The sequence below is a fragment of the Lysobacter sp. DMC97 genome, from assembly GCF_056313745.1.
In genome coordinates this window covers 217,702-241,777 of sequence record NZ_JBQUZR010000007.1, presented here as the reverse complement: position 1 = coordinate 241,777, position 24,076 = coordinate 217,702, and the positions used below count along the sequence as shown (strand labels likewise).

The following is a 24,076-nucleotide window of genomic DNA, read 5'->3' as shown; positions in this document are numbered from 1 at the left end:
ATGCCCATGGCCCGTTTCTTCATCGACCGACCGATCTTCGCGTGGGTGATCGCGATCATGATCACCCTCGCCGGCATCGTCTCCGTGGTGACGCTGCCGCTCGAGCAGTATCCCGACATCGCCCCGCCCACCGTCTCGGTCAACGCCAACTATCCGGGTGCATCGGCGGAAACCGTGCAGAACTCGGTGACGCAGATCATCGAGCAGCAGATGACCGGCCTCGACCACCTGCTGTACATGTCGTCGAGCAGCAGTTCGGCCGGCAGTGCGTCGCTGACCCTGACGTTCGATTCCGGCACCGATCCGGACACCGCGCAGGTGCAGGTGCAGAACAAGGTGGCGCAGGCGGAATCCATGTTGCCGCAGGCGGTGCAGAGCAACGGCGTGACCGTGCGCAAGGCCGGCGCGGGCAGCATGTTCATGGTGCTCGCCTTCATGTCCGAGGACGGCAGCATGAGCGGCACCGACATCGCCGACTACATGGTGTCCAGCCTGCAGGATCCGATCAGCCGCCTCGACGGCGTCGGCAACGTCAACGTCTTCGGTTCCGAGTACGCGATGCGCGTCTGGCTTGACCCGGAGAAACTCGCGCACTACAGGCTGATGCCGTCCGACGTGGCCGCCGCGATCTCGGCGCAGAACGCGGATGTCTCCTCCGGCGCGCTGGGCGGCCTGCCCGCGACCGACGGCCAGCAGCTCAACGCGACGATCACCTCGCGCAGCAAGCTGAAGACCCCGGCGCAATTCGAGGCGATCGTGCTGCGTTCCGACGCCAGCGGCGCGTCGGTGCATCTGCGCGACGTGGCGAAGGTGGAACTGGGCGCACGCACCTACAACTCCACCGCGAAGTACGACGGCAAACCGGCCGCCGGCATGGGCCTGCAACTCGCGACCGGCGCGAACGCGCTGGATGCTGCCGCCGCGGTGAAGGCGAAGCTGGCCGAACTCCAGCCTTATTTCCCCAAGGGACTCACCTACACCATCGCCTTCGACACCACGCCGTTCGTGCGCCTGTCGATCGAGGAGGTGGTGAAGACCTTGATCGAGGCGATCCTCCTGGTCGTGCTGGTGATGTACCTGTTCCTGCAGAACTGGCGCGCGACGCTGATCCCGGTGATCGCCGTGCCGGTGGTGCTGATGGGCACGTTCGGCGTGCTGTCGGTGCTCGGCTATTCGATCAACACCCTCACCATGTTCGCGATGGTGCTGGCGATCGGCCTGCTGGTGGACGACGCGATCGTCGTGGTCGAGAACGTCGAGCGCCTGATGTCGGAGGAAGGCCTGTCGCCGAAGGAAGCGACACGCAAGTCGATGGGCCAGATCTCCGGCGCACTGGTCGGCATCGCGCTGGTCCTGACCGCGGTGTTCGTGCCGATGGCGTTCTTCGGCGGCGCAACCGGCGAGATCTACCGGCAGTTCTCGATCACGATCGCCGCGGCGATGATCCTGTCGCTGCTGGTGGCGCTGACGCTGAGCCCGGCGCTGTGCGGCACGCTGCTCGAACCGATCGAAAAGGGCGGGCACGCCTCGCCGCGCGGTCCGCTGGGCCGGTTCTTCGCCTGGTTCAACGATCGCTTCGACCGCGGTGCGGAGCGTTATCGCCATGGCGTGGCGCGCGTCGTCGGGCATCGCCGCCTCGGCGCACTGACCTACGTCGTCGCGCTCGCGGTGATGGGCCTGCTGTTCTGGCGGTTGCCGTCCTCGTTCCTGCCCGACGAGGACCAGGGCATGATGATGGTGATGTTCACCACGCCGCCGGGTGCGACCCAGCAGCGCACGCTGCAGTCGATTGACATCGCCGCCGACTTCATCCGCAAGCAGCCGGAAGTGGCGGGCGTGTTCACCGTCGCCGGCTTCAGTTTCGCCGGCAGCAGCCAGAACTCGGGCATGGGGTTCGTGCGCCTGAAGGACTGGAGCGAGCGCGATGCCTCGGCGCAGGAGATCGCCCGGCGCATCACCGGCGCCATGATGGGGATGATGCGCGACGCGCAGGTGTTCGCCATCGTGCCGCCGGCGATCAGCACGCTGGGCACCAACTCCGGCTTCACCCTGCAGCTGCAGGACCTCGCCGGGCGTGGCCATGACGCGCTGGTGGAGTCGCGCGGCGAACTGCTCCGCCTCGCGAACCAGGACAGTCGCTTGAGCGCCGTGCGCTTCAACGGCCTCGACGATGCGCCCACCTTCCGCGTCGATCTGGACGACGAGAAGGCCGGCGCGCTCGGGCTGTCGATGGCGGACGTCAACAGTACCCTCTCCACGGTGATGGGCGGCAGCTACGTCAACGACTTCCTCAACAACAGCCGCGTGAAGCGCGTGTACCTGCAAGGCCAGGCCTCCGCGCGCATGTCGCCGCAGGACATCGGTCGCTGGTACGTGCGCAACAGTGCAGGCGAGATGGTGCCCTACTCCGCCTTCTCCAGCAGCGAATGGGCGTATGCACCGCAGGTGCTCAACCGTTTCAACGGTTCGGAGTCGATGGAAATCACCGGCAACGCGGGCAGCGGCGTGAGTTCCGGCGAAGCGATGGCCGCCATCGCCGGCCTCGTGAAGCAACTGCCCGACGGCGTCGGCTACGCATGGTCCGGCATGTCCTACCAGGAGCAGACCGCGGGCAGCCAGACCTGGATCCTGTACGCGGTGTCGCTGGTGTTCGTGTTCCTGTGCCTGGCGGCGCTGTACGAAAGCTGGTCGGTGCCGGTCTCGGTGATGCTGGCGGTGCCGGTGGGCATCCTCGGCGCGCTGCTCGCGACGTGGTTGCGCGGCCTGTCGAACGACATCTACTTCCAGGTCGGCCTGCTCGCCACCATGGGCCTCGCGGCGAAGAACGGCATCCTGATCGTGGAGTTCGCGAAGGAACTCGAAGAGAAGGGGCTGTCGCTCGTCGACGCGATCCTGCACGCGACCCGCATGCGCCTGCGCCCGATCCTGATGACCTCGCTGGCCTTCCTGCTCGGCGTGCTGCCGATGGTGCTCAGCAGCGGCGCGGGCTCGGGGGGGCGCCACTCGCTGGGCACCGGCGTGTTCGGCGGCACCTTGTTCTCGACGCTCTTCGGCATCTTCTTCGTGCCGCTGTTCTACGTCATCGTGCGCACGCTGTTCCCGGGCAAGCGTCGGGAGGAAGCCTCGGCCCGCGATGCCGCCCATCCACCGGAGGTGCAGGCATGAACCGGCTCCACATCCTCGCGGCCGCGATTGCGATCACCCTGCTGTCCGGCTGCGCCAGCCTGGCCCCGCACTACGAGCGTCCCGCGCCCCCTGTGCCGTCGCAATGGCGCCAGGGCGAGGCCGCGGCGCAGGCGACCGACGGCTCGGTCGACAGTCCGGCCGTCTCGCAGATCGCGTGGCAGGCGTTCTTCCGCGATGCGCGCCTGCAGCAGGTGATCGCGCTCGCGCTGGAGAACAACCGCGACCTGCGGGTGGCGGTGTCGAACATCGAGAAGGCGCGGGCGCAGTACCGCATCCAGCGCGCCGCGCAGTTGCCGTCGGTCGCCGTCGACGGCAGCCAGGCGGCGAACGGCACGGACACCGGCAGCGGCGATTTCGCGATCAGCCGCCAGTACACCGCGACCGTCGGCTTCAGCGGCTACGAACTCGATCTGTTCGGACGCGTCCGCAGCCTGAAGCGGGAGGCGCTGGAGGCGTATCTCGCCACCGAAGAGGCGCAGCGCAGCACGCGGCTCAGCCTCGTCGCCGAAGTCGCCGGCGACTGGCTGACGCTGGCCGCAGACATCGAACGGCTGGCGCTGGCGAAGAAGACGCTGGAGAGCCAGCAGGCATCGCTCAAGCGCAACGAAGCGCGCCACGCGCAGGGCGTGGTGTCGGGGCTCGACCTCGCGCAGGCGCGCACCAGCGTCGAGACTGCGCGCATCGACGTGGCGACCTACACGACGCAGGTCGAGCAGGATCGCAACGCACTCGAACTCGTCGCCGGCGCGCCGGTCCCCGAGGCGCTGCTCCCCGTCGAAGGCACCGACACGCCGGTGGCGCTGGCGGAGATCCCCGTCGGCCTCGCGTCCTCGCTGCTGCTCGACCGGCCCGACGTGCTGTCGGCCGAACACACGCTGAAATCGGCCAACGCCGACATCGGCGCTGCGCGCGCAGCGTTCTTCCCCACGATCACGCTGACCGGCGCGGCCGGGCGCGGCAGCGACCAGTTGTCCGACCTGTTCGGGGGCGGCACGCGGCTGTGGTCGTTCGCACCGCGGATCAGCATTCCGATCTTCAATGCCGGCAGCCTGCGCGCGTCGCTGAAGGTCTCGGAGGCGCAGCGCGACATCGCCGTGGCCAGCTACGAGAAGACGATCCAGACCGCCTTCCGCGAGGTCGCCGATGCCCTCGCGGTGCGCGCCGGTCTGCAGGAGCGACTCGCGGCGCAGCAGGCGCTGGTCGACACGACGGCGCGCGCCTACGCACTCGCCGGCACCCGCTACCGCAATGGCGTGGACAGCCAGCTCGCCGTGCTCGACGCCCAGCGCGCGCTCTACGCGGCGCAGCAGGGGCTCATCGGCCTGCGACTCGTCGAAGCCAGCAACCGCGTGACCCTCTACAAGGCGCTGGGCGGCAAGGCGGAGTGATGGCGCCCGGCGCGGTTCGGATGAACACGCCGGGCCGCTGGGCCGGATGCGTGCCGGATCGGGCACAAACGAAAACGGCCGGCACCGAGGTGCCAGCCGTCCGGACATTCAACCGTTTCAGGTTGGTGGGCGGTACAGGGTTCGAACCTGTGACCCCTACCATGTCAAGGTAGTGCTCTACCGCTGAGCTAACCGCCCGTCGAGGTCACGCTGGACGATGTCCGGCGGTCCCGAGAGGGCGCACATGGTAACACCAGTCCCGGCGGGAAGGAACCATCGCCGGCTCACGTGCCTGCGGACGGCCCCGGATCGGGAAACAGCCGCCGCAGCGCCGCATGGGTGGGGCCGTAGGCCACGACGGACAGCAGGCCCCAGCAGATCGCCAGGTGCAACCAGGCCGGGCCGAACTGGCGCCCGAGGAAGGGATCGGTCCACGCGAAGTTGATGTTCTCCGACGCTGGCGCCGCCACGCGCGCGGCGATGATGGCCATTGCCGCGATGGTCGCCTGCAGCGGCCAGCCGCGACGGTCGTAGCCGATGCGGCGCAGCACCGCCCACAGCAGCACCGGCCAGGCGACGTGGTACAGCGACAGCAGGCGCGCGGGCAGCGGAAACGCGGGATCCCACATGTAGGCGGTGGCGCCGTACAGGAACTCGCCGGTGGCGAGCTTCCAGCCGGCGTCCAGCATCCACGCCAGCGCGATCACCGGCGCCGCCACCGCCTGGCTGGAGACCAGCAGCCGGCTGCGCGCGATCAGGCCGATCGCGGTGAGGATCACGCCGATGTTGCACAGGAACAGGAAATTGCGGGCACCGTAGGCCGAGGCGTACACCGGCAGATAGACGGCCAGCCACAGCAGGCCCAGCCAGCCGAGCCGCGGGAAACGCGCGGGCCCGACGTCCGCCCTCATCCGAGGCTGGATTCCTTCAGGCGGCGGATCTCGTCGCGCACGCGCGCCGCGTCCTCGAATTCCAGGTCGCGCGCATGCTGGTACATGCGCTGCTCCAGCGACGCGATGCGCGCCTGCGCCTGCGCGGGTGAGAGCGCGGCGTAATCCTCGGCCGGCTCGGCGACGCGCGCGCCGCGGCCCTTCTTCTCGCCGGGCGCGGGCGCACTGCGCGCACCTTCCATCACGTCCATGATCTCGCGCTTGATCGAGGTTGGCACGATGCCGTGCTCGGCGTTGTATTCGACCTGCTTCTCGCGGCGACGCGCGGTTTCGTCGAGCGCGACCTTCATCGAACGGGTGATGCTGTCGGCGTAGAGGATCGCCTTGCCGCGCACGTTGCGCGCGGCGCGGCCGATGGTCTGGATCAGCGAGCCGGCCGAGCGCAGGAAGCCCTCCTTGTCGGCGTCGAGGATCGCCACCAGCGACACCTCGGGCATGTCCAGGCCCTCGCGCAGCAGGTTGATGCCGACCAGCACGTCGAACACACCCAGGCGCAGGTCGCGGATGATCTCGACGCGCTCCACCGTCTCGATGTCGGAGTGCAGGTAGCGCACCTTCACGCCGTGGTCGCCGAGGTATTCGGTGAGGTTCTCGGACATGCGCTTGGTGAGCGTGGTCACCAGCACGCGATCGCCCATCGCCACGCGTTCGTGGATCTCGCCGAGCAGGTCGTCGACCTGGGTCGCGACCGGGCGGATCTCGACCTCGGGATCGATCAGGCCGGTCGGGCGCACCACCAGTTCGACGACCTGCCCTTCCGATTTCTCGACCTCGTACTTGCCGGGCGTCGCGGAGACGAAGATCGTGCGCGGCGCGCGGCCTTCCCATTCCTCGAACCGCAGCGGCCGGTTGTCGAGCGCCGACGGCATGCGGAAGCCGAATTCCACCAGCGTTTCCTTGCGCGAGCGGTCGCCCTTGTACATCGCGCCGATCTGCGGGACGGTGACGTGCGATTCGTCGACCACCAGCAGCGCGTCCGGCGGCAGGTAGTCGAACAGGCACGGCGGCGCCTCGCCCGGCATGCGGCCCGTGAGGTGCCGCGAGTAGTTCTCGATGCCGGTGCAGAAGCCGACCTCGGCCATCATCTCGATGTCGTACTGGGTGCGCTGCGCCAACCGCTGCGCTTCCACCAGCTTGTTCGCCGCGTACAGGTGCTCCAGCCGTTCGCGCAGTTCGACCTTGATCGCCTCGATCGCCTCCAGCACCGTGCGCCGCGTGGTGACGTAATGCGACTTCGGATAGATCGTGTAGCGCTGGAGCTTGTGGATGCTCTCGCCGGTCAGCGGATCGAACAGCGTGAGCTGCTCGATCTCGCCGTCGAACAGCTCGATGCGCAGCGCCTCGCTGTCGGATTCCGCCGGATGCACGTCGATGACCTCGCCGCGGACGCGATAGGTGCCGCGGCGCAGTTCGGTGTCGTTGCGGGTGTACTGCATCTCGGTGAGGCGGCGGATCAGCTCGCGCTGGTCGATGCGTTCGCCGCGCACCATGTGCAGCACCATGCGGAAGTATTCGTTCGGGTCGCCCAGGCCGTAGATCGCCGACACCGTGCAGACGATGATCGCGTCGCGTCGCTCCAGCAACGCCTTCGTCGCCGACAGCCGCATCTGCTCGATGTGTTCGTTGATCGAGCTGTCCTTCTCGATGTAGGTGTCGCTGCTGGGGACGTAGGCTTCCGGCTGGTAGTAGTCGTAGTAGCTGACGAAGTACTCGACCGCGTTGTGCGGGAAGAACGCCTTGAACTCGCCGTAGAGCTGCGCCGCCAGGGTCTTGTTGTGCGCCATCACCAGCGTGGGTTTGCGCACCGCCTGGATGACGTTGGCGATGGTGTAGGTCTTGCCCGAGCCGGTGACGCCGAGCAGGGTCTGCCGCGCCAGGCCGCTCTCGAAGCCTTCGATCAGCTGGGCGATGGCCTGCGGCTGGTCGCCGGCGGGCGCGTAGGGCGCCACGAGCTGGAAGTCGGCATCGACGGGCGTGCGGTCGTTCATCGGCTGGGGTCGGGGGCGGACGGCGAAAAGCCAACGGGACAGTCTAGCGTGGCGACGTCCGCGGCGTTTTCCTACCCCCGGCCGGGCGTTGGGCCGATCCCGTGCGAGCGCTGGCGCCGGGAGACTGAACGCACGTTCACATCCCGGAGCCCGCCATGTCCCGTCCCTGCCCCGCTCGTCCCCGCCGCCACGCCGGCTTCACACTGCTCGAACTGCTGATCGCCCTCGTCGTCCTCGGGCTGCTGCTCGGCCTGGCCGTCCCCGCCTGGGGCCGCATCGTCGCCCGCGTGCACGCGGGCACCGCCCGCGAGGCGATCACCGCCACCCTCTTCGATGCCCAGCGCAACGCCACCGTGCTCGGCCGCGAGATCGTGATCTGCCCGGCCAGCGCCGGCGCCTGCGACGGCGGCAGCGACTGGAGCCGCGGCTGGATCGCCTTCGTCGACGCCAACGGCAATCGCCTGCAGGACGGCACCGAGCCCGTGTTCGATCGCAATCCCGCTCTGCCCCGCGACGTGCGCCTGACCGGCAGCGCGGGGCGGCCGCGGCTCGTTTTCCAGCCGTACGGCGGCAATGCCGGCTCGAACATCACGTTCACGCTCTGCGACCGCCGCGGTCCCGACGATGCGCTGGCGCTGATCCTCTCCAACGGCGGCCGCCTGCGGGCCGATCGCCCCGTCCCGGCCGCGGCGGCGGCCTGCGCCGCCGGGCTGTGATCGTCACCGCCGTACGCGAAGTGGCGCCAGACGCTTGATCGTGCCGGGCGAGGCCATTACGATATGCAGCCCCGCCCGAATAGCTCAGCCGGTTAGAGCACTTGACTGTTAATCAGGGGGTCGTTGGTTCGAGTCCAACTTCGGGCGCCATCTTCAGGAAACCCGCGACGCGAGTCGCGGGTTTTCTTTTTGCGCGCCCGCGAACGCGACGCGACATGGCCCGCCCACGAAAAAGCCCGCCGAAGCGGGCTTTTTCGTGGGCGGGCCGGGGGCCCGGCGACAGGATCACCAGCAGTAGTCGACCGTCCCCGTGCCGGACTTGGTCTTGGTACCGGTGTTGTCGATCCCCAGCGTGCCGCAGGTGCCGTCGCGGCTCGCCTGTGCCGGCTTCGGCGCCGCCTGCAGCGTGTAGTTGCGCTGGCCGACGGCCGTCAGCGAGATCGTGTAGTAGTTCGTCACGTCCGTGCCGCTGTTGCACGGCGGCAACGCGACCGGCACGCCGCCGAGCGTCTGGTCGAAGCGCAGGTTCGTGGTGTAGAAGCGCTCCATGAACTGCGCCGATTCCGACAGGCAGGTCTTGGCCGCATCGCGCCGCACCCGGACGATCTGATCCATGTAGGTCGGATAGGCGATCGCGGCGAGCAGCGTGATGACGAACACCACGATCATCAGTTCGACCAGGGTGAAGCCGGCAGCGGCGCGCGGGGCGCGGGGATAACGGGTCATTGAGGTCACCTCTGGATGATTTCGCGCCAGGAAATGCGGCCGCCGTAGAGATCCGGATTCAGCGGCGTCGACGCCAGCGTGGCCAGCGAACCACCCGCCACCAGCAGTTTGTCGAGCAGCGCCGGGTCGGTGACCATGCCCACGCCGAGGTCCAGGGAGCCGATCGCGGTCCCGCCGAGCTTGTCGCCGCTGTCGCCGAATGTACCGTTGCGGTTCACGTCGAACAAGCCGGTGTCGAGGCTGGTGCCGGTGAAACCGTCGAGCGCGTTGACGTAGCCGCGACCGGGGTAGCACGGGTCGCTGGTGCTCGGGATGACGCTCGCGGCGATCAGCGCGTTCTTGATGATCTGCTGGTCGCCGACCATGCGCTCGCCTTCCACCGTGTTCGAGGGCGGGAGATCGAGGTCGATGTACCAGCCCTTGCTGCCGCCCGGCAGGGCTGCGTGCGGTTCGAAGGCGCGGGTCTTGGTGCCCGCGTCGTACTGGGCGATGTTGCGCGCGGTCATGCCGCTGCGCATCACGGCCGTCGACGCGGCATCGTCGTCGATCACGCCGTACCAGCTCTGGCGGGTGGTGTCGACGATGTCGGTGCTGGTGAACAGGCGGCCCGTGCCGAAGAACACCCAGCGCTTGTCGGTGGACGGATCGACCGCGACGGTCACGCCGCCGGTGATCGGCTGGGTGCCGGGCGCCGTCGGCTCGTATAGCGCACGGCCACCGTAGGTGCTCCAGCTGCCCGGGCTGTTGCTGCGCAGGTCGAACTTCCAGACGTTGCCGCGGAAGTCGCCGGCATAGACGTAATCGACGGTGCCGTTGCCGTCGGCGTCCCAGCCGCGCGGCGCGGACAGGCCGTTCGGCGCCACCGCGGAACCGACGCCGGTGTCGATCTCGGCGATCTTCGCGCCGGTGCGCAGGTCGAGCACGAACAGCACGGCGCGCTCGTTGTTGCTGTTGTAGCCGTTCGGCACCAGCAGCGCGGTGCTGCCGTCGTTGAGGTTGGCGATCACCGGCTTGCCGAGGATCTGCCCCATGTCGTTGTCGAAGCTGGCGTTGTGGTCCCAGAGGACCTTCGACGAATTGAACAGGCTGGGGTCGGTGACGTCGAGCGCGAACAGGCCCTTGCCGCCGCGGCCGAGCGTGGACACCAGCACCGTCTGCGTCGGCAGGTCGCGCTTGGTCGAGGTCACGATCGGGCCGTCGACGAAGAAGCGGTGGCCGTAGTCGGGATCGCTGTAGTCCTTGAGCTTGAGCAGGTCGATGCCGCGCGGCACGTAGGCGAAGCGCTCCACGCCGTCGGCGGCGTTGAAGGCGTGCAACATGCCGTCGTTGGCGCCGACGAACACCGTTTCGACCGTGTTCGAGGTCTTCACGTAGGCCGGGGAGCTGTCGACGATGGTGCCCAGCAGCGAGGAACGCTCGCGGTAGATCTTGCCGGCGCCGGGCAGTTCGAGGCTGCGATCGCCCGCGAGGTAGTTGACGACCGTCGGCGTGAGGGTCGTGGACTGCGCGGCGGTCGGGAACGTGGTGCCGGCCGAGCCGCTGTGCGTGTAGATGTAGCGCGAGCCGTAGGTGGGGATGCTGGCCGTCCACGCCGGCGTCGTGGTGTTCACGCCGCTCGGGGTGACGTTGTAGGCCTGCAGCTCGCCGTACCAGGTCGAGGAGAAGTAGCGCGCCTGGAAGACCTTGTTGCCGCCCGCGGTCGACGTGCCGGTGACGGTGGCGTTCGAACCCGAACCGCGGCGCGACGCGATGGCGCGCAGCGCGTTGCCGAGGCCTTCGGCGAACTGGGTCGGGTCGGTGGCGGCGACGAAGGTGCCGTGGCCGTTCACCGCCGCGTGGAACAGGTCGTCGATGCGGCCGAGGGTGGTGTCGGCGAAGGGATCCGTCCACGCCACCGGCTGCGCCGCGCGGACCCGCGCCATCGTGGTCGGCACGTCCATGTTGCCCTGCAGGCCGATCGAGATGCCGAAGGTGACCATGTGCTGCCAGAACGCCGGGTCGGTGAGCGAGGACGGCACGATGTTGGCCATCTGCGCTTCCGGCCGCAGGTCGGTCTTCCAGTAGTGCATCGCGACGTCGGCGAGCGTGTTGCTCCAGTTGTCGCGGAACGGATCCTGCGCGGTGTACTGGTAGGCCGGACCATCGGGGCGGGTGATGGTCGCGCCGGAGGTATTGTCGACGTTGCCGAGCGTGGTGGCGCCGTTGTTCCAGAAACCGTCGGTGGTCAGGATCGAGAAGTTCTGCCGGCATTCGAACTGCGAACCGTTCGCCTGCGGGCCCCACGGACCGTTGGTGCCGGTTTCCTGGAAATACTGGCCCGCACGGCTCAGCGCCGGGATCAGCGGCGTGACGTTGCCGGTGTTGTCCGCGGCGAACAGGCGATCGAACCACACCCGGCGGTTCTGGCCGGGATTGTTGCCGCGGAACAGACCACCGTTGTTGGCGACCGGGATGCGGAACTCGTTGGTCTGCCAGATCGTGGTGAAGCCGACACGGTAATCGTTGTCGTCATTGAACACGGTCGTGTCGTTGAAGGCATAGCTGGCGCCGGCCTTCGCGACCTTGATGCGGGTGCGATGGTACGAGTACCAGGTCGCGTAGTTCTGCTTTTCCTGCACCAGGTTGCGGACGACGCCACCCGGCCAGTTGAACACGGTGACGTTCGCGATGCAGGTGTTGAAACCGACCGGCGTGGTGGTCTTCCACGTGCAAGCGTTCGCAGTGCCGTCGGTCAGGAACTGGTAGCGCGTGTACTGCCGCGTGTCGCCATAGTCCGTGATGCCGACATTCGGGATGTAGAAGACCTGGGTCGATCCGTTGAGATCGGTGACGTTGGTCAGCAGGTCGGTATCGTTCCAGACCGCGTTGTAGGGCGTCACCGGGAAGAAGGATCCATCCGCGCCCTGCCACGGCTGGTAGGTGCGGCTGGGGTTGTAGTAGATCGTGTTGCGGGTATAGGTCTGAAGCCGGATGTTCGGATTCGGCGCCGTGTTCGGCGGATTGTCGGGCATCTTGGTGTCGCCCATCGAACCGGAGTCGTCGAGGATGAACCAGATGTTCGGCGGCACGCCCTGGTTGGTCTGCATCGGCACGTCGGGGAACGAGACCGTGGCGTGGACCGGCAGCCCGGCGAGCGTCGCGATGCATGCGAGCACCGGCGCCAGCCAGGTCTTGCGGGAACGACGGGAATGAGCGGTGCGGACAGGAGTGTTCACGGCAACCTCGCGATTATTTGCCGGCGTAAATGGTCTGGAGCGTGACCGAGGCGCGCCCGGCCTGCTCGCTGCGGGACGTGACGCGATAGCGCGACGTCAGGCACAGGGGATGGATCGGGGACAGCTTGTCGCAGTCTCGCCAGTTGGGGCCTTCGCCCATTTCCTCGACGAAGTAACGCGGCGGATCGGTGTTGGCGTCGGCAGCGGTGCCCGTGCGCCAGCCCGCGAAGCCGTTGTCGGCCCAGCGTTCCACCACGGTGGGATCGGGGCGTGCGCACATGCCGTTGGCGTTGCAGCCGGCGGCCGGGAACGGCGGCAGCGGATCGAGCGCGGCCTCGGCCTCGCGCAGGCCCGCTTCGGCGACCTGGAACCCCAAGCTGCGGTCGAGCAGGTTCGAGGTCATGCGTTCCTCGATCATCGTGCTGCGCAGGCTGGCCAGCCCGAGCAGGGTCATGACCAGCAGCAGGATCAGCACCACGACCAGAGTGGCGCCGCGGCGGCGATGCGGGGGTGCGGGACGGCGTGCGGTGCGGTTCATTGCATGCGGTTCCGGAGCGTGACGGTATGGGCGATGCGACGGGTGAGCTGGACGCCGCCGACACCGGCGCGGTCGTTGCTCAGCACGTCGAGGGCGACGCGGATGGCGGTGACGTCGCTCCAGCTGTTGGCCGGGACCGCCGTGGCGTCGACGTAGTTGGCCGCGCCCGCCACCAGGTACTGCAGCTGCATGTTGTTGACGCCTTCCGCGATTTCCTGGTTGCGGACCACCGGGCCGGCGCCTTCGTTGACCACCATGCTGCGGAACAGCGAGCGGCCGGTCGGCGTGGTGCCGACGTACCAGCGGGCCGCATGCAGGCGGACCACGGTGGCGGCACGGTTGGGATCCGGCAAGGTCGGGCCGTACTGGTGGACACGACCCGGCGCGCTGCAGTCCGGCGGGTTGCGGTAGCCCAGCCCGGGGCTGCAGTTGCCCGGCGCGAAAGCGCCGCCGAGGCCGTGATTCAGGCGGTCGGCGCCACCGAGGCCGCTGACCTGGAACAGCGAGGCCTGCTGCCAGTCGCAGGCGACCACGAGGTCGCCGGCCTGGTAGTCGTGCGCGGCGGTGTTCAGCTGGATGGAGGCGCCCGCGGTGTTGTCGGAGCGCACCGTCACCGCGCTGGTGCTGTCGCCGGCCATCAGGTCGACGGCATCGGTGCCGGGGACGCGGTTGGCGGGATTGCCCAGCGGAGCCGCGCCTTCGTAGCCGATCACGCCGCCGTTCCAGTTGGTCCACCACTGGCCGGCGGGATTGACCAGCACGTTGACCAGCTTCATCGGCTCGGTGCGGTCGGCGTTGCCGCAGGGCATGCCGCCGGCGTCGCGCAGGTCGCGGGCCATCAGTTCGAAGGCCATGCGGCCGCTTTCCTGCACCCGCCCCAGCCCTTCGGTGGCGCGGTAGGTCTGCCGGTTCGACAGGAAGATGGCGCTCGCGCTGGCCACCACCAGCAGGCCCAGCATCATCGCGATCATCAGCTCGATCAGGCTGAGACCGCGGACGGCGGTGCGGGGCGCGGGGCGCGCGAAGAGACGACGCGGAGAGGGGCGCATGCGGCTCATATCCGGGAAGTGGTGGTGAAGGTCTGGGTGACGGAACCCGCGGTGCCGCGGGAGTCGTCCCAGCGCACGGTGACCGTGCACATCGGCCCGACGCAGTTGATCTGGCCGCAGGCGGTGGGACCGAGGTTCTGCTGCAGCACGGTGATCCACGCGTTGATGTCGTTGGAAGCCAGCGAGCCGCCGCCCGGCGCCAGGCAGGTCATGCCGATGTTGTACGCGCCGGCGCGCGCCTGGACCGGATTGGCGCGCATCGCATCGAGGATGGTGTAGGCGTGGACCACGCCCTGGCTGCGTTCCAGCGAACTCTGGCTGTTGCGCAGCGCCATGGCCTGCATGGCGGCCACGCCGAGCAGGCCGATGGCGAGCACCAGCACCGCGACGAGGACTTCGATCAGGCCCACGCCGCGGGCGGGGGCACGGCGCCGGCTGGAGGCGCGGAGACGACGGGAGGCGGACGGAGTGGCCATCAGGTGTTCCCCGGCGCCGCACAGGCGCCTGCGGCATTCACGGCGGCACGGACGGTCGCGCGACCGCCCATGGCGAGGTTCACGTCGCGCATGTTTTCCGGCGGATTGGAGGTGGGCAGGCAGACCCGGAGGTTCGCTTCGAGCAGCATGCCGCCGTTGCCGTAGGCCAGGCCGTCGGCGCGGAACAGGATGCGGTTGTTGGCGGCGGTGATGTTGGCGCTGGGCAGGACCTGCATCGGCGCCTCGATGTTGCCGGAGCGAACGCGCTCGCCGGCGTCGACGAGGCCATTGCCGTTCGCATCGGCGAAGACGACCCAGCCGCGCCACGGCGTGGTGTTGCTGCAGTTCAGGCCGTCGTCGCTCCCGCAGAGGGAGGTGCGGCGGTTCTGGCGGATGGCTTCAGCGCGGGCGGACTGCATCGCGGCCACCAGCTCGTTGGCGTTGCTGGTGAGCCGGCTGCCGTTGACCACGTTGGTGAACATCGGCACCGAGATCCCGATGGCCACCGCCATCACGAACACGGCGATCATCAGCTCGATCAGCGAGAAACCGGCCGTCCGGGCGCGTCGGCCACGGCAGGCGGCGGAGAGCGGCCGGCGTCGGGACATGGGCGGGAACATGGGTCGCATTGCGCCTCCAGGATCGATGGACCGAGCTTAGGCCCGGTCCCGGTGAGCGGCCAGACGATGGCCGATGGGCGGCCGGCACGGCTGCATGAGCGGTCCCCCTGCCCCTGCGCCGTCGGCCCGGGCATCATGCGCCGATGACACAGCCCGCGCACGCCCCCGCTCCGCTCGATCCGGCGCCCGTCGGCGCGCCGCTGGACAGCCTGTGGCAGGCGAAGGTGCTGATCTGGGTGGTCGTCGCCGCGGAAGGCCTGGCCGCCGTCCTCACCCTCGCCGGCGATCCGCCGCTGGGACGCTGGATCCGCTTCGGCCTGCTGTCGCTGCTGGTGCAGTGGGTCGCGTTGCTGACCCTCGGCGCCCTCTACCTGCTGCGCGAGCGGCTGCGCGACACCCGGCCGATGCGCATCGCCTGGCTGGCGCTGGGGCTGCTGGTGATGAGCTGCTGGTCGGTGTTCGCGGTCAGCGACCTGCTGCTCGGCGAGGTCTGGCGCATCCCGGTGCAGGCGCGGAACGACGTCTTCCTCCGCGCGACCGGCATCACCCTGGTCGTCGGCTGGCTCGCGCTGGCCGCGTTCCAGAACCACTGGCGCCTGCGCCAGCTGGCGGTGCGTGCCAAGCAGGCCGAACTCGCCGCCCTCCGCGCCCGCGTCCGGCCGCACTTCCTGTTCAACACGCTCAACACCGGCGCGGCGCTGGTGCACAGCCGCCCGCACGAAGCCGAAGAACTGCTGCTCGACCTGGCCGACCTGTTCCGCGCCGCACTCGGCGGCTCGCGCGAGATCGCGCTGGAAGAGGAATTCGCGCTGATCCGGCGCTATCTCGAGATCGAATCGCTGCGTTTCCGCGAGCGCCTGCGCGTGCAATGGCGCCTGCCCGACCCCATGCCCGACCTGCGGGTGCCATCGCTGTCGCTGCAGCCGCTGGTCGAGAACGCGATCAAGCACGGGATCGAACGCCTGCCCGGCGGCGGCGACATCGACATCGGCGTGGAAGCGCGGGACGACGGCGGCGCCGTCATCGTGATCTCGAACCCGCTGCCGCCGGAACCGGCGGGCGCCTCGCGCGGGCACAACGTCGGTCTGCCCGCCTCGCTGGCGCAGATCGAGGCCTACACCGAAGGCCGCGGCGGCGTGGAGGTCGCCACCGCGGACGGTCGCTTCATCGCGACGGTGCGGCTGCCGCCGCCGGCACGGGCCTGAGCCCGCGCCGACGCAGGCACGCGGCCGTCAGGCCACGACTTCGTAGCAGGGCCGGTACGCGCCGGAGATCTTCATGCGGCGCTGCTCGACGAACGCCTGCAGCAGCGCGTCCAGCGCCTGCATGATGTCCTTGTCGCCGGAGATGCGGAACGGCCCGTGCTGTTCGATCCGGCGCAGGCCGTCTTCCTTCACGTTGCCGGCGACGATGCCCGAGAACGCGCGGCGCAGGTCGGCCGCGAGTTCGTGCGGCTTGCGGCCGTGGTGCAGGTCGAGCGCGGCCATCGCCTCGTGCGTGGGCACGAACGGGCGCTGGAACGCCAGCGGGATCTCCAGCGACCAGTTGAAGAAGAACGAATCCTTCTCGGCGATGCGGTATTCGCGCACCTTGCGCACGCCGTTGATCATCGTCTTCGCCACCAGCGCCGGATCGCCGACGATGATGCGGTAGCGCGAGGTCGCGGCCTCGCCCAGCGTGAGCCGGATGAACTTGTCGATCTGCTCGAAGTACGGCGCCGACGCGGCCGGGCCGGTGAGGATCAGCGGGAACGGCAGGCCCGCGTTTTCCTCTCGCAGCAGGATGCCGAGCAGGTAGAGAATCTCTTCCGCCGTGCCCACGCCGCCCGGGAACACGATGATGCCGTGGGCCATGCGCACGAACGCTTCGAGACGCTTCTCGATGTCCGGCATGATCACCAGGTGGTTGACGATCGGGTTCGGCGACTCCGCGGCGATGATGCCCGGCTCGGTGATGCCGATGTAGCGCATGCGGCGATGGCGCTGCTTGGCGTGCGCGATCGTCGCGCCCTTCATCGGCCCCTTCATCGCGCCCGGGCCGCAGCCGGTGCAGATGTCGAGACCGCGCAGGCCCAGCTCGTAGCCGACCTGCTTGGTGTAGAGGTATTCGTCGCGGTTGATCGAATGACCGCCCCAGCAGACGACGAGGTTCGGGTCGATCGGATGCAGGATGCGCGCGTTGCGCAGCAGGCCGAACACCGCGTCGGTGATGCCTTCGGAGGTGTTGAGGTCGCGGTTGCCGTGGCCCTCGCGCAGTTCGATCGCGGTGTACGCGAGGTCGCGCACCACCGCGAACAGCAGCTCGGCGACGCCGCGGATGATCTCGCCGTCGACGAAGGCCATCGCCGGCGCTTTGACGAGGTCGATGCGCACGCCGCGATCCTGCTGCAGCACCTGGATGTCGAAATCGGGATACAGCTCGCGCGCGGCGCGCGGGTCGTCGGACGCGCTGCCGCTGGTGAGCACCGCCAGCGCGCAGCGACGCAGGAGTTCGTGCATGCCGCCGCTGGACGCATCGCGCAGGCGCGCGACCTCGTCGCGCGAGAGCACGTCGAGCGCACCGCGCGGGTAGATGTGCGCGTCGACGGTGGGGAGGATGGAGTGTTCGTGTTGGTCGGTCATGGCTCGCTTGTCGTTCGTCGTTTCGTTCGTGTCCGCGGGACTGTATCCCAGCGCCGCCCGCATGGACAGACCTGCCGCCGCAACGCCGGGACGTGGTTCCGGAAAGCGAAACGGCCGGGTTTCCCCGGCCGTTTCGGTGTCGCATCAGGCTTCGGATCGGAGGATCAGAAGCTGTACTTCACGGTCAGCTGCGCCGCCCACTGCGATTCGCCCTTGGCCTGACGGGTCACGAAGTCCTCGACGTTGCCGTCGACGCCGTAGATGTAGCGGCCCGAGGCATCCAGACCCTGGTAGTTGACGAAGCTGCGCGCCAGACCGCCGTTGGACTGGAACGCGACCTCGTCGATATGGCCCCACTTCTTGTTCAGCAGGTTGCCGACATTGAGGATGTCGAGCGAGACCAGGAACTTGTTGCCGTCGAAGAAGCCCGGGAATTCCTGGCTCATGCGCAGATCGAACGAGTTGGTCCAGGGCGCGAAGGCGCTGTTGCGCGGAGCGACCTTGCCGGCATAACGGTTGAGGCCGTTCTGGTTGACGATGCGCCAGAAGGTGGCTTCTTCGTCGGCGCCGCTGCCGCTGCCGTTGACGTCGCGGAACACCACCTGGCCCGAGCCCGCCATCGTCGGGATGTACATCAGGTCGTTGGTGATGCCGTCGCCGTTGAGGTCGTTGTTGTAGATCCAGCTGTACGGCTTGCCGCTGCGGCCTTCGTAGAACAGGCCGACCGAGGTCTTGTTGTTGCCGAAGAACTTGTGCTCCCAGTTCAGCTGGCCGACGAAGCGGTCGCGGACGAGGTAGGCGGAGTTCGAGGCGACTTCCTCGTTCGGGTTGAACACCGAGACCGAGTTCCAGTTCGAGTTCGACACCGACGAGGTCAGCGGGCTGACTTCCTTGGCGCGGGTGAACGAATAGCCCAGGTTCCAGGACCAGTCGTCCATGAAGCGACCGCCCAGCGAGAAGGTCAGGTTGTCGCCCCAGCCCTTGCCGGTGCGCTCGGCGACGAGCACGTTGGCGAAGCTGGCGTTGCTGAGCGCGCGGTTGCGGAAGCCGGTGCAGGTCGCGCCGGAGCTGTTGCTGGAGCCGCTGACGTTCCAGCAGGCCTGGTTGTAGCCCTGCGGGGTGTAGTAGAGATTGCGGCCGTCCTTGCCCTGGCGGGTCGGCTCACCGAGGTTGAGGTGACGGTAGTAGATGCCGTCGTTCACCTGCGTGCGGATGTACTCGACGCTGGCGACCATGTTCCACCACGGCAGCTCGTGCTCGAACGCCAGGTTGGCCTTCCACACGGACGGCTGGTGCAGGTTGCTGGCGAGGAAGTCGACGTTGGCGGCCGGCGTGGCGCCGGTGAAGCTGCTCGGCTGCGCGCCGGTGTTCGGGGTGAACAGGCCGTCGGTGCCCGGGCAGGCGGCGAAACCGCTGATGCCGCAGCCGATGATGCGGGTCGCGATGCCGGTGTTCGAGTACGGGTTGGACAGCCACACGTTGGCGGCAGCGCCTTCGAACAGGCCGAAACCACCGCGCAGCTGCATCGCGCGCTCGCTGTCGAAGGTGTAGTTGAAGCCGAAGCGCGGCTGGATCAGGTTGTCGCCGTCGAGGGTGACGTCGTTGCGCAGGCCGAAACCGCCGGTGGCGCGGACGACCGTGCCGTTCTGCGGCGTGGTCGAGCCGTTGAGCGCGCCCTTCACCGGCGCGGCGGCGGCGGCGGCGTTGAACAGCGGCGACTCGCCCATGCCCTTGCGGTCGACGCGGACGCCGGCGGTCAGGGTCAGGTGCTCGTTGACGGTCCAGGTGTCCTGCAGGAACAGGCCGAGGTTCTGGTAGTCCCAGTTGGCGACGCCGTCGTTGATGTTGAAGCCCGGCGCGCCGACCTGCACCTGGTAGCTCGTCGGACGACCGCGGCGGAAGTTCTCGAGCACGGCCGCTTCGTTCTGGGCGCGGGTCGCGGTGTTGCACGACAGCGCGGCGCCGCCGTTGAACTGGTAGGTGAAGCTGGCCGAGGTGTTGATGCAGCCGAAGGTGTAGTTGCCCTTGGTGTCCTGCAGGAACGCGTTGTAGACGGTGTTGTCGTCGTAGTCGGCGCCGAACTTCAGGTTGTGGTTGCCCACGAACCAGTTGGCGGCGGCGTAGTAGTTCCAGGTCTCGGTCGAGAGGTCGTTGAAGTGACGGCTGCGCTCGGTGCCGAACATCAGGCCGGCGCTGGTCGACGACACGGCCGGCGAACCCGGCGGCAGCGCGCCGGCGAAGTTCAGGCGGATCTGCGGCAGGTCGGAGTTGTTGACCGGGGTGCTCTTGTAGTCGCGGTACGAGACCTTGAACTCGGTCGAGAAGTTGTCGGTCCAGTCGGAGAACACCTGGCCGACGTAGGTCTCGATCGTCTTCTCCTGGCTGTACCAGTGCGAGCTGAGCGAGATCAGGTTGTTGAAGAAGTTCGGATAGATCGGATCGGACTGCTCGGTCTTGCTCCAGCGCAGGCTGGCGCGGTGGCGGTCGCCGATGTTGGCGTCGAGCTTGAACAGCGCGTCCTTCACTTCGAGCTCGGCGGCGGAAGCGTCGACCTGGCCGATGTCGACGTTGTAGGTGTTCTGGGCAATGGACTGCGCGCCGGCGATCGCGGTCGGGGTGATCGCGACGTTGGTGCGGGAGCCGCCCAGCGGGCCGAATTCCGGCGAGGAACGGGTGCTCTTGAGCTCTTCGTAGGCGGCGAAGAAGAACAGGCGGTCCTTGATCAGCGGGCCGCCGAGGGTGCCGCCCTTGGTGGTTTCCTCGAACGCCGGCGGGGCGAAGTACGAGTCGCTGGTGCGGTTGTAGCGGTCGCCGGCCAGGCTCTCGTCGCGGTAGACGTAGTAGATCGAGCCCTTGAACGCGTTGGTGCCCGACTTGGTCACGGCGTTGATGTTGGCGCCGGTGTAGCCCTTCTGGCTGACGTCGTAGTTCGAGATGTTGACCTGCACCGAGTTGATCGCGTCGATCGAGATCGGCTGCTTGGCGGTCGGCAGGTTGTTGGCTTCGAGGCCGAAGGTGTCGTTGGTGGCGACGCCGTCGATGGTCACGCTGTTGTAGCGCGAGTTCTGGCCGCCAGCGGAGATTTCGCCGCGCTCCTTGTCGGTCTGCGACAGACGGGGATCGAAGCGGGCGTAGTCCTGCAGGTTGCGCTGGACCGACGCGTACTTGTCGAGGTCGGCGCGGCTGATCGCGGTGCCGGCGCCCATCTTGTCGGAGCTGAACACGTTGGCGCCGGCGCTGCCGGTCACCTGGATGGCCTCGAGCTGCTGCGCGCCGAGCGAGATGTCAACCGAGGACGTCTGGTCGAGGGCGAGGTAGACGTCGTTCTCGCTCTGGGTGCCGGCGCCGTCCTTGTTCGCGGTGACGGTGTACGGGCCGCCGACGCGCAGGCCCCGGACGATGTAGCGGCCGTTGGCGTCGGTGGTGACGCGGCTGACCGTGCCCGACTCCGTGTGGACGATCGTGACGTCGGCGCCGGCCAGCGGCTTGCCGTCCGAACCCAGCACCTGGCCGCCGACGGCCGCCGTGGTGTTCTGGGCGAACGCGGGCGCCGCGGCGAGCGCGACGATGAGTCCGATCGACAGTTTCGAAAGTCGGAGACGGTTGCTGTGGTTCATTGCTCTAGGCCTCGGTGGAGAAACGATGCGTTGACGTGCGAGAGGATCGCGAACGTGCCAGCGTCGCGATCCACCAGATTCGAGATTGTCCGGCCCCTTGCCCCAGCCCCGCAGGCGTGCCGCGCGGACAGATCCGGGTTAACCATAGGTTAACACGATAGAACGCGGAGATGACAGTGCCGTGACCGTGTCTCCGGCATGTAAGTCATTGAAAGAATTGAATGAATATTCTTCACAAAGCACTTGAAGGTGGCCCGGCAACCGACTAGGCGCACAGGGCTGTCACACGATGTCGATCAGGGCACCGGCACCAGCGGCTGGACCTTCAGATAGGTGGCGATGCCATCCATCAGCATCTGCACCGAGATCGCCACCAGCAGCATGCCCATCAGGCGCTCGACGGCGGTCAGCACCCGCTGGCCGAGCCAGCGGTAGAGGACGGTGGCGGAGAACAGGATCGCCGCCGTGCCGGCCCAGGCGATCAACAGCGCGAGGCTCCAGTCGGCCAGGCGCGCCGGCTCGTTGCTGCCCATCAGGATCACCGCCGCCATGCCCGAGGGGCCGGCCACCAGCGGGATGGCCATCGGCACGATGAAGGGCTCGCCGTCCGGGATCTCGCCCATCAGCCCTTCCGGCGGCGGGAAGATCATGCGGATGCCGATCAGGAACAGCACGATGCCGCCGGCGATCGACACCGACTCCTGGCGCAGGTGCATCAGGTCCAGCGCGTACTTGCCGCACCACAGGAACAGCATCAGCACGCCGAGGGCGATCAGCAGCTCCCGCCCCAGCACCACCCGCTGCCGCGGCGGCGGCAGGCGGCGCAGCAGGCCGAGGAACACCGGGATGTTCCCCAGCGGGTCGAGGATCAGGAACAGCAGCAGCGCGGCGGAGGCGATGCTCACGCCGACGGCGACCAGATCGTGCCGCGCCGGTCGGCGCCGGCGGCGGACAGCAGGTGCACGCAGGCCGGCGCGAGCACGGCGGGATCGCGCGCCAGCACGTCCTCTTCCTCGACGTAGGCCTTCGCGCGCAGCGGTGTGCGCATCGGCCCGGGCGCGAGGCCGGACACGCGCACCGGCGTGTTGCGCAGCTCCTCGTGCAGGGTCGACACCAGCGTCGACAGCGCGGACTGGGTGAGGCCGTAGGCGCCCCAGTACGGGCCGCCCTGCGCGGCGGCGGCGTCGATGGCGAACACCACCGCGGCATCGGGCGCGGCGCGCAGCAGCGGCAGGCAGGCCTGGGTCAGCCACCAGCGCGCGGTAAGGTTCACGTGCAGGGTGCGCGCGAACGCGGCGGGATCGACATGCTCCAGCGGCGTCAGCCCGCGGAAATCGGCGGCGCAGTGCAGCAGGCCGTCGAGCCGCCCGGGGCCGTCGGCGATGCGCTGCGCCAGTTCGGCGTAGTCGTCGGGCGTCGCGCCTTCGAGGTCGAGCGGATACAGCAGCGCCTCGCCGCCGTCGCGCACGATGGCGTCGTACACGCGGTTGAGCTTGGGCACCTTGCGCCCGAGCAGGACCACGGTCGCGCCCTCGCGCGCCGCCGCCAGCGCGGCCGCATGGCCAAGCGCGCCGTGCGCGCCCGCGACCAGCACTACGCGATCCCGCAGCGCCCCCGCCGCGACGGGCTCCGTCGCGGTCATCAGGCCTTCTGCGCCTCGGCGATCATGCGCGCCAGTTCGCCGGATTCGTACAGCTCCAGCGTGATGTCGCAGCCGCCGATCAGCTCGCCGTTGATGAACAACTGCGGGAAGGTCGGCCAGTTGGAATAGCGCGGCAGGTTGGCGCGGACTTCGGGGTCTTCCAGCACGTTGATGCTGTGGAAGCCGTTGGCACCGGCAGCCTTCAGCGCCTGCGACGCGCGGCTGGAGAAACCGCACATCGGAAACTGCGGCGTGCCCTTCATGAAGAGGACGATCGGATGGGATTCGATCTCGGACTGGATGCGTTCCAACACCGGCATGGGAATCTCCTGCAGGAGGTGGCCGCATCGTGCAAAAAACCGCTGCGGCGAAGGTGGGGGTAGAATCGGGCATTGTAATCGTTCGCGCGGTCCCGGGCTTGCCTCCGCCGGGTGCCGACCCCACTCCGCCGGGGCTGTCCCGTCGCCGCCGCCCCCGCTGGCGTGCCGGAACCGCCCCTTCCCGCACACAAGGATTTCCCATGGCCATCGAACTGCCCGCCCTGCCCTACGACCGCACCGCGCTGGAACCGCACATCTCGGCCGAGACCATCGATTTCCACTACGGCAAGCATCACCAGACCTACGTCACCAACCTCAACAACATGATCGCGGGCACCGAGTTCGCCGACCTGTCGCTGGAGGAGATCGTCAGCAAGTCGCAGGGCGGCATGTTCAACAACGCGGCGCAGGTGTGGAACCACACGTTCTACTGGAACTGCCTGAAGCCCGCCGGCGGCGGCGAGCCGACCGGCAAGGTCGGCGAGGCCATCGCCAAGGCCTTCGGCGACTTCGCGAAGTTCAAGGAAGAGTTCACCAAGACCGCGATCGGCACCTTCGGCTCGGGCTGGGCCTGGCTGGTGCAGCGTCCGGATGGTTCGCTCGCGCTGGTCAGCACCTCCAACGCCGCGACGCCGCTCACCGGCGACGACACCCCGCTGCTGACCTGCGACGTGTGGGAGCACGCGTACTACGTCGACTACCGCAATGCGCGTCCGAAGTACGTCGAGGCGTTCTGGAACCTCGTGAACTGGGACTTCGTCGCGTCGCAGATGAAGTAAGCGTCGCAGTTGCCGCGCACGCGAAACGGCCGGGGACACCCGGCCGTTTTTCGTTGATGCCCTTCCCTTCGATCGATCCTTTCGTTGACGCACCTTCATCGGTGCATCCGGTTGACACGTCGCACGCGCGACGCTTCATCGACGCGACAGCTATCCCGCTGCGTCGTGAATGCGGCCGGGCGGCGGGTCAACGCAACGACCCTCGCAGGCATTTCCCGGTGGCCACCCCGCAACAGGAGTCCACC

General features: G+C 68.3%; 18 protein-coding genes and 2 tRNA genes. 6 read left to right on the top strand and 14 right to left on the bottom strand.

Annotated elements, in window-relative coordinates; genetic code table 11:
- The first annotated feature begins 6 nt into the window (after positions 1–6).
- Entirely contained in the window at positions 7–3,165 is a 3,159-nt protein-coding gene (locus ACT53Q_RS16630) for an efflux RND transporter permease subunit (protein WP_476187765.1), read from the top strand.
- The gene (locus ACT53Q_RS16625; RefSeq protein ID WP_476187764.1) at positions 3,162–4,574 is read left to right on the top strand and encodes an efflux transporter outer membrane subunit; all 1,413 of its coding nucleotides are present in this window, start codon (positions 3,162–3,164) and stop codon (positions 4,572–4,574) included. The genes ACT53Q_RS16630 and ACT53Q_RS16625 overlap by 4 nt, the downstream gene beginning before the upstream one ends.
- Before the next feature lie 123 nt (positions 4,575–4,697).
- Here the strand turns inward: ACT53Q_RS16625 and ACT53Q_RS16620 are convergent.
- From ACT53Q_RS16620 to uvrB, 3 genes are all read right to left on the bottom strand, one after another.
- A tRNA-Val gene (locus tag ACT53Q_RS16620) sits at positions 4,698–4,772 on the bottom strand.
- 86 nt (positions 4,773–4,858) lie between these two features.
- The gene (locus ACT53Q_RS16615) at positions 4,859–5,485 is read right to left on the bottom strand and encodes a hypothetical protein (RefSeq protein WP_476187763.1); all 627 of its coding nucleotides are present in this window, start codon (positions 5,483–5,485) and stop codon (positions 4,859–4,861) included.
- On the bottom strand, positions 5,482–7,512 hold the full coding sequence (gene uvrB, locus ACT53Q_RS16610; protein WP_476187762.1) for an excinuclease ABC subunit UvrB: 2,031 nt from the start codon (positions 7,510–7,512) through the stop codon (positions 5,482–5,484). Before uvrB ends, ACT53Q_RS16615 begins: the two co-directional genes overlap by 4 nt.
- 155 nt (positions 7,513–7,667) lie before the next feature.
- Here uvrB and ACT53Q_RS16605 point away from each other — a divergent pair, with 155 nt between their 5' ends.
- Positions 7,668–8,228, top strand: coding sequence for a GspH/FimT family protein (locus ACT53Q_RS16605; protein ID WP_476187761.1), 561 nt, complete (start codon positions 7,668–7,670; stop codon positions 8,226–8,228).
- Positions 8,229–8,301: 73 nt separating this feature from the next.
- Positions 8,302–8,378: transfer RNA gene (locus ACT53Q_RS16600), tRNA-Asn, on the top strand.
- 135 nt (positions 8,379–8,513) lie between these two features.
- On the opposite strand, the gene ACT53Q_RS16595 is transcribed toward ACT53Q_RS16600, so the two are convergent.
- Genes ACT53Q_RS16595 through ACT53Q_RS16570 form a run of 6 tightly spaced genes read right to left on the bottom strand, consistent with a single transcriptional unit; the run spans position 8,514 to position 14,840 of the window.
- Entirely contained in the window at positions 8,514–8,954 is a 441-nt protein-coding gene (locus ACT53Q_RS16595) for a type IV pilin protein (protein WP_476187760.1), read from the bottom strand.
- A 5-nt stretch (positions 8,955–8,959) separates the two neighbouring features.
- Positions 8,960–12,169, bottom strand: a complete 3,210-nt coding sequence (locus ACT53Q_RS16590) for a pilus assembly protein (RefSeq protein ID WP_476187759.1) — start codon at positions 12,167–12,169, stop codon at positions 8,960–8,962.
- Between the two features lie 13 nt (positions 12,170–12,182).
- Positions 12,183–12,707: a pilus assembly PilX family protein gene (locus ACT53Q_RS16585; protein ID WP_476187758.1), complete on the bottom strand. Its 525-nt coding sequence runs from the start codon at positions 12,705–12,707 to the stop codon at positions 12,183–12,185.
- Positions 12,704–13,756 carry a PilW family protein gene (locus tag ACT53Q_RS16580; RefSeq protein ID WP_476187757.1) on the bottom strand — a complete coding sequence of 351 codons (1,053 nt, stop codon included), beginning with the start codon at positions 13,754–13,756 and terminating at the stop codon, positions 12,704–12,706. Before ACT53Q_RS16580 ends, ACT53Q_RS16585 begins: the two co-directional genes overlap by 4 nt.
- Before the next feature lie 5 nt (positions 13,757–13,761).
- The gene (gene pilV, locus ACT53Q_RS16575) at positions 13,762–14,232 is read right to left on the bottom strand and encodes a type IV pilus modification protein PilV (protein WP_476187756.1); all 471 of its coding nucleotides are present in this window, start codon (positions 14,230–14,232) and stop codon (positions 13,762–13,764) included.
- Positions 14,232–14,840, bottom strand: a complete 609-nt coding sequence (locus tag ACT53Q_RS16570; RefSeq protein ID WP_476187755.1) for a GspH/FimT family pseudopilin — start codon at positions 14,838–14,840, stop codon at positions 14,232–14,234. Before ACT53Q_RS16570 ends, pilV begins: the two co-directional genes overlap by 1 nt.
- Positions 14,841–14,995: 155 nt before the next feature.
- Between ACT53Q_RS16570 and ACT53Q_RS16565 the strand changes: the two genes are divergently transcribed.
- A complete protein-coding gene (locus ACT53Q_RS16565; protein ID WP_476187754.1) occupies positions 14,996–16,057 on the top strand; it encodes a sensor histidine kinase in 1,062 nt (353 codons plus the stop codon).
- 27 nt (positions 16,058–16,084) lie between these two features.
- On the opposite strand, the gene ppnN is transcribed toward ACT53Q_RS16565, so the two are convergent.
- The 5 genes from ppnN to grxD form a co-directional block, all read right to left on the bottom strand.
- Complete coding sequence (ppnN, locus tag ACT53Q_RS16560) at positions 16,085–17,473, bottom strand: nucleotide 5'-monophosphate nucleosidase PpnN (RefSeq protein WP_476187753.1); 1,389 nt, start codon at positions 17,471–17,473, stop codon at positions 16,085–16,087.
- Positions 17,474–17,637: 164 nt separating this feature from the next.
- The gene (locus ACT53Q_RS16555; RefSeq protein WP_476187752.1) at positions 17,638–21,090 is read right to left on the bottom strand and encodes a TonB-dependent receptor; all 3,453 of its coding nucleotides are present in this window, start codon (positions 21,088–21,090) and stop codon (positions 17,638–17,640) included.
- A 296-nt stretch (positions 21,091–21,386) separates the two neighbouring features.
- Positions 21,387–21,995 (bottom strand): MarC family protein, encoded by a 609-nt coding sequence (locus tag ACT53Q_RS16550; RefSeq protein WP_476187751.1) that lies wholly within the window; start codon positions 21,993–21,995, stop codon positions 21,387–21,389.
- Complete coding sequence (locus tag ACT53Q_RS16545) at positions 21,992–22,732, bottom strand: SDR family NAD(P)-dependent oxidoreductase (RefSeq protein WP_476187750.1); 741 nt, start codon at positions 22,730–22,732, stop codon at positions 21,992–21,994. Before ACT53Q_RS16545 ends, ACT53Q_RS16550 begins: the two co-directional genes overlap by 4 nt.
- Positions 22,732–23,052: a Grx4 family monothiol glutaredoxin gene (gene grxD, locus ACT53Q_RS16540; RefSeq protein ID WP_476170148.1), complete on the bottom strand. Its 321-nt coding sequence runs from the start codon at positions 23,050–23,052 to the stop codon at positions 22,732–22,734. Before grxD ends, ACT53Q_RS16545 begins: the two co-directional genes overlap by 1 nt.
- Positions 23,053–23,252: 200 nt before the next feature.
- Between grxD and sodB the strand changes: the two genes are divergently transcribed.
- On the top strand, positions 23,253–23,831 hold the full coding sequence (gene sodB / locus ACT53Q_RS16535; RefSeq protein ID WP_476187749.1) for a superoxide dismutase [Fe]: 579 nt from the start codon (positions 23,253–23,255) through the stop codon (positions 23,829–23,831).
- Positions 23,832–24,076 lie beyond the last annotated feature (245 nt).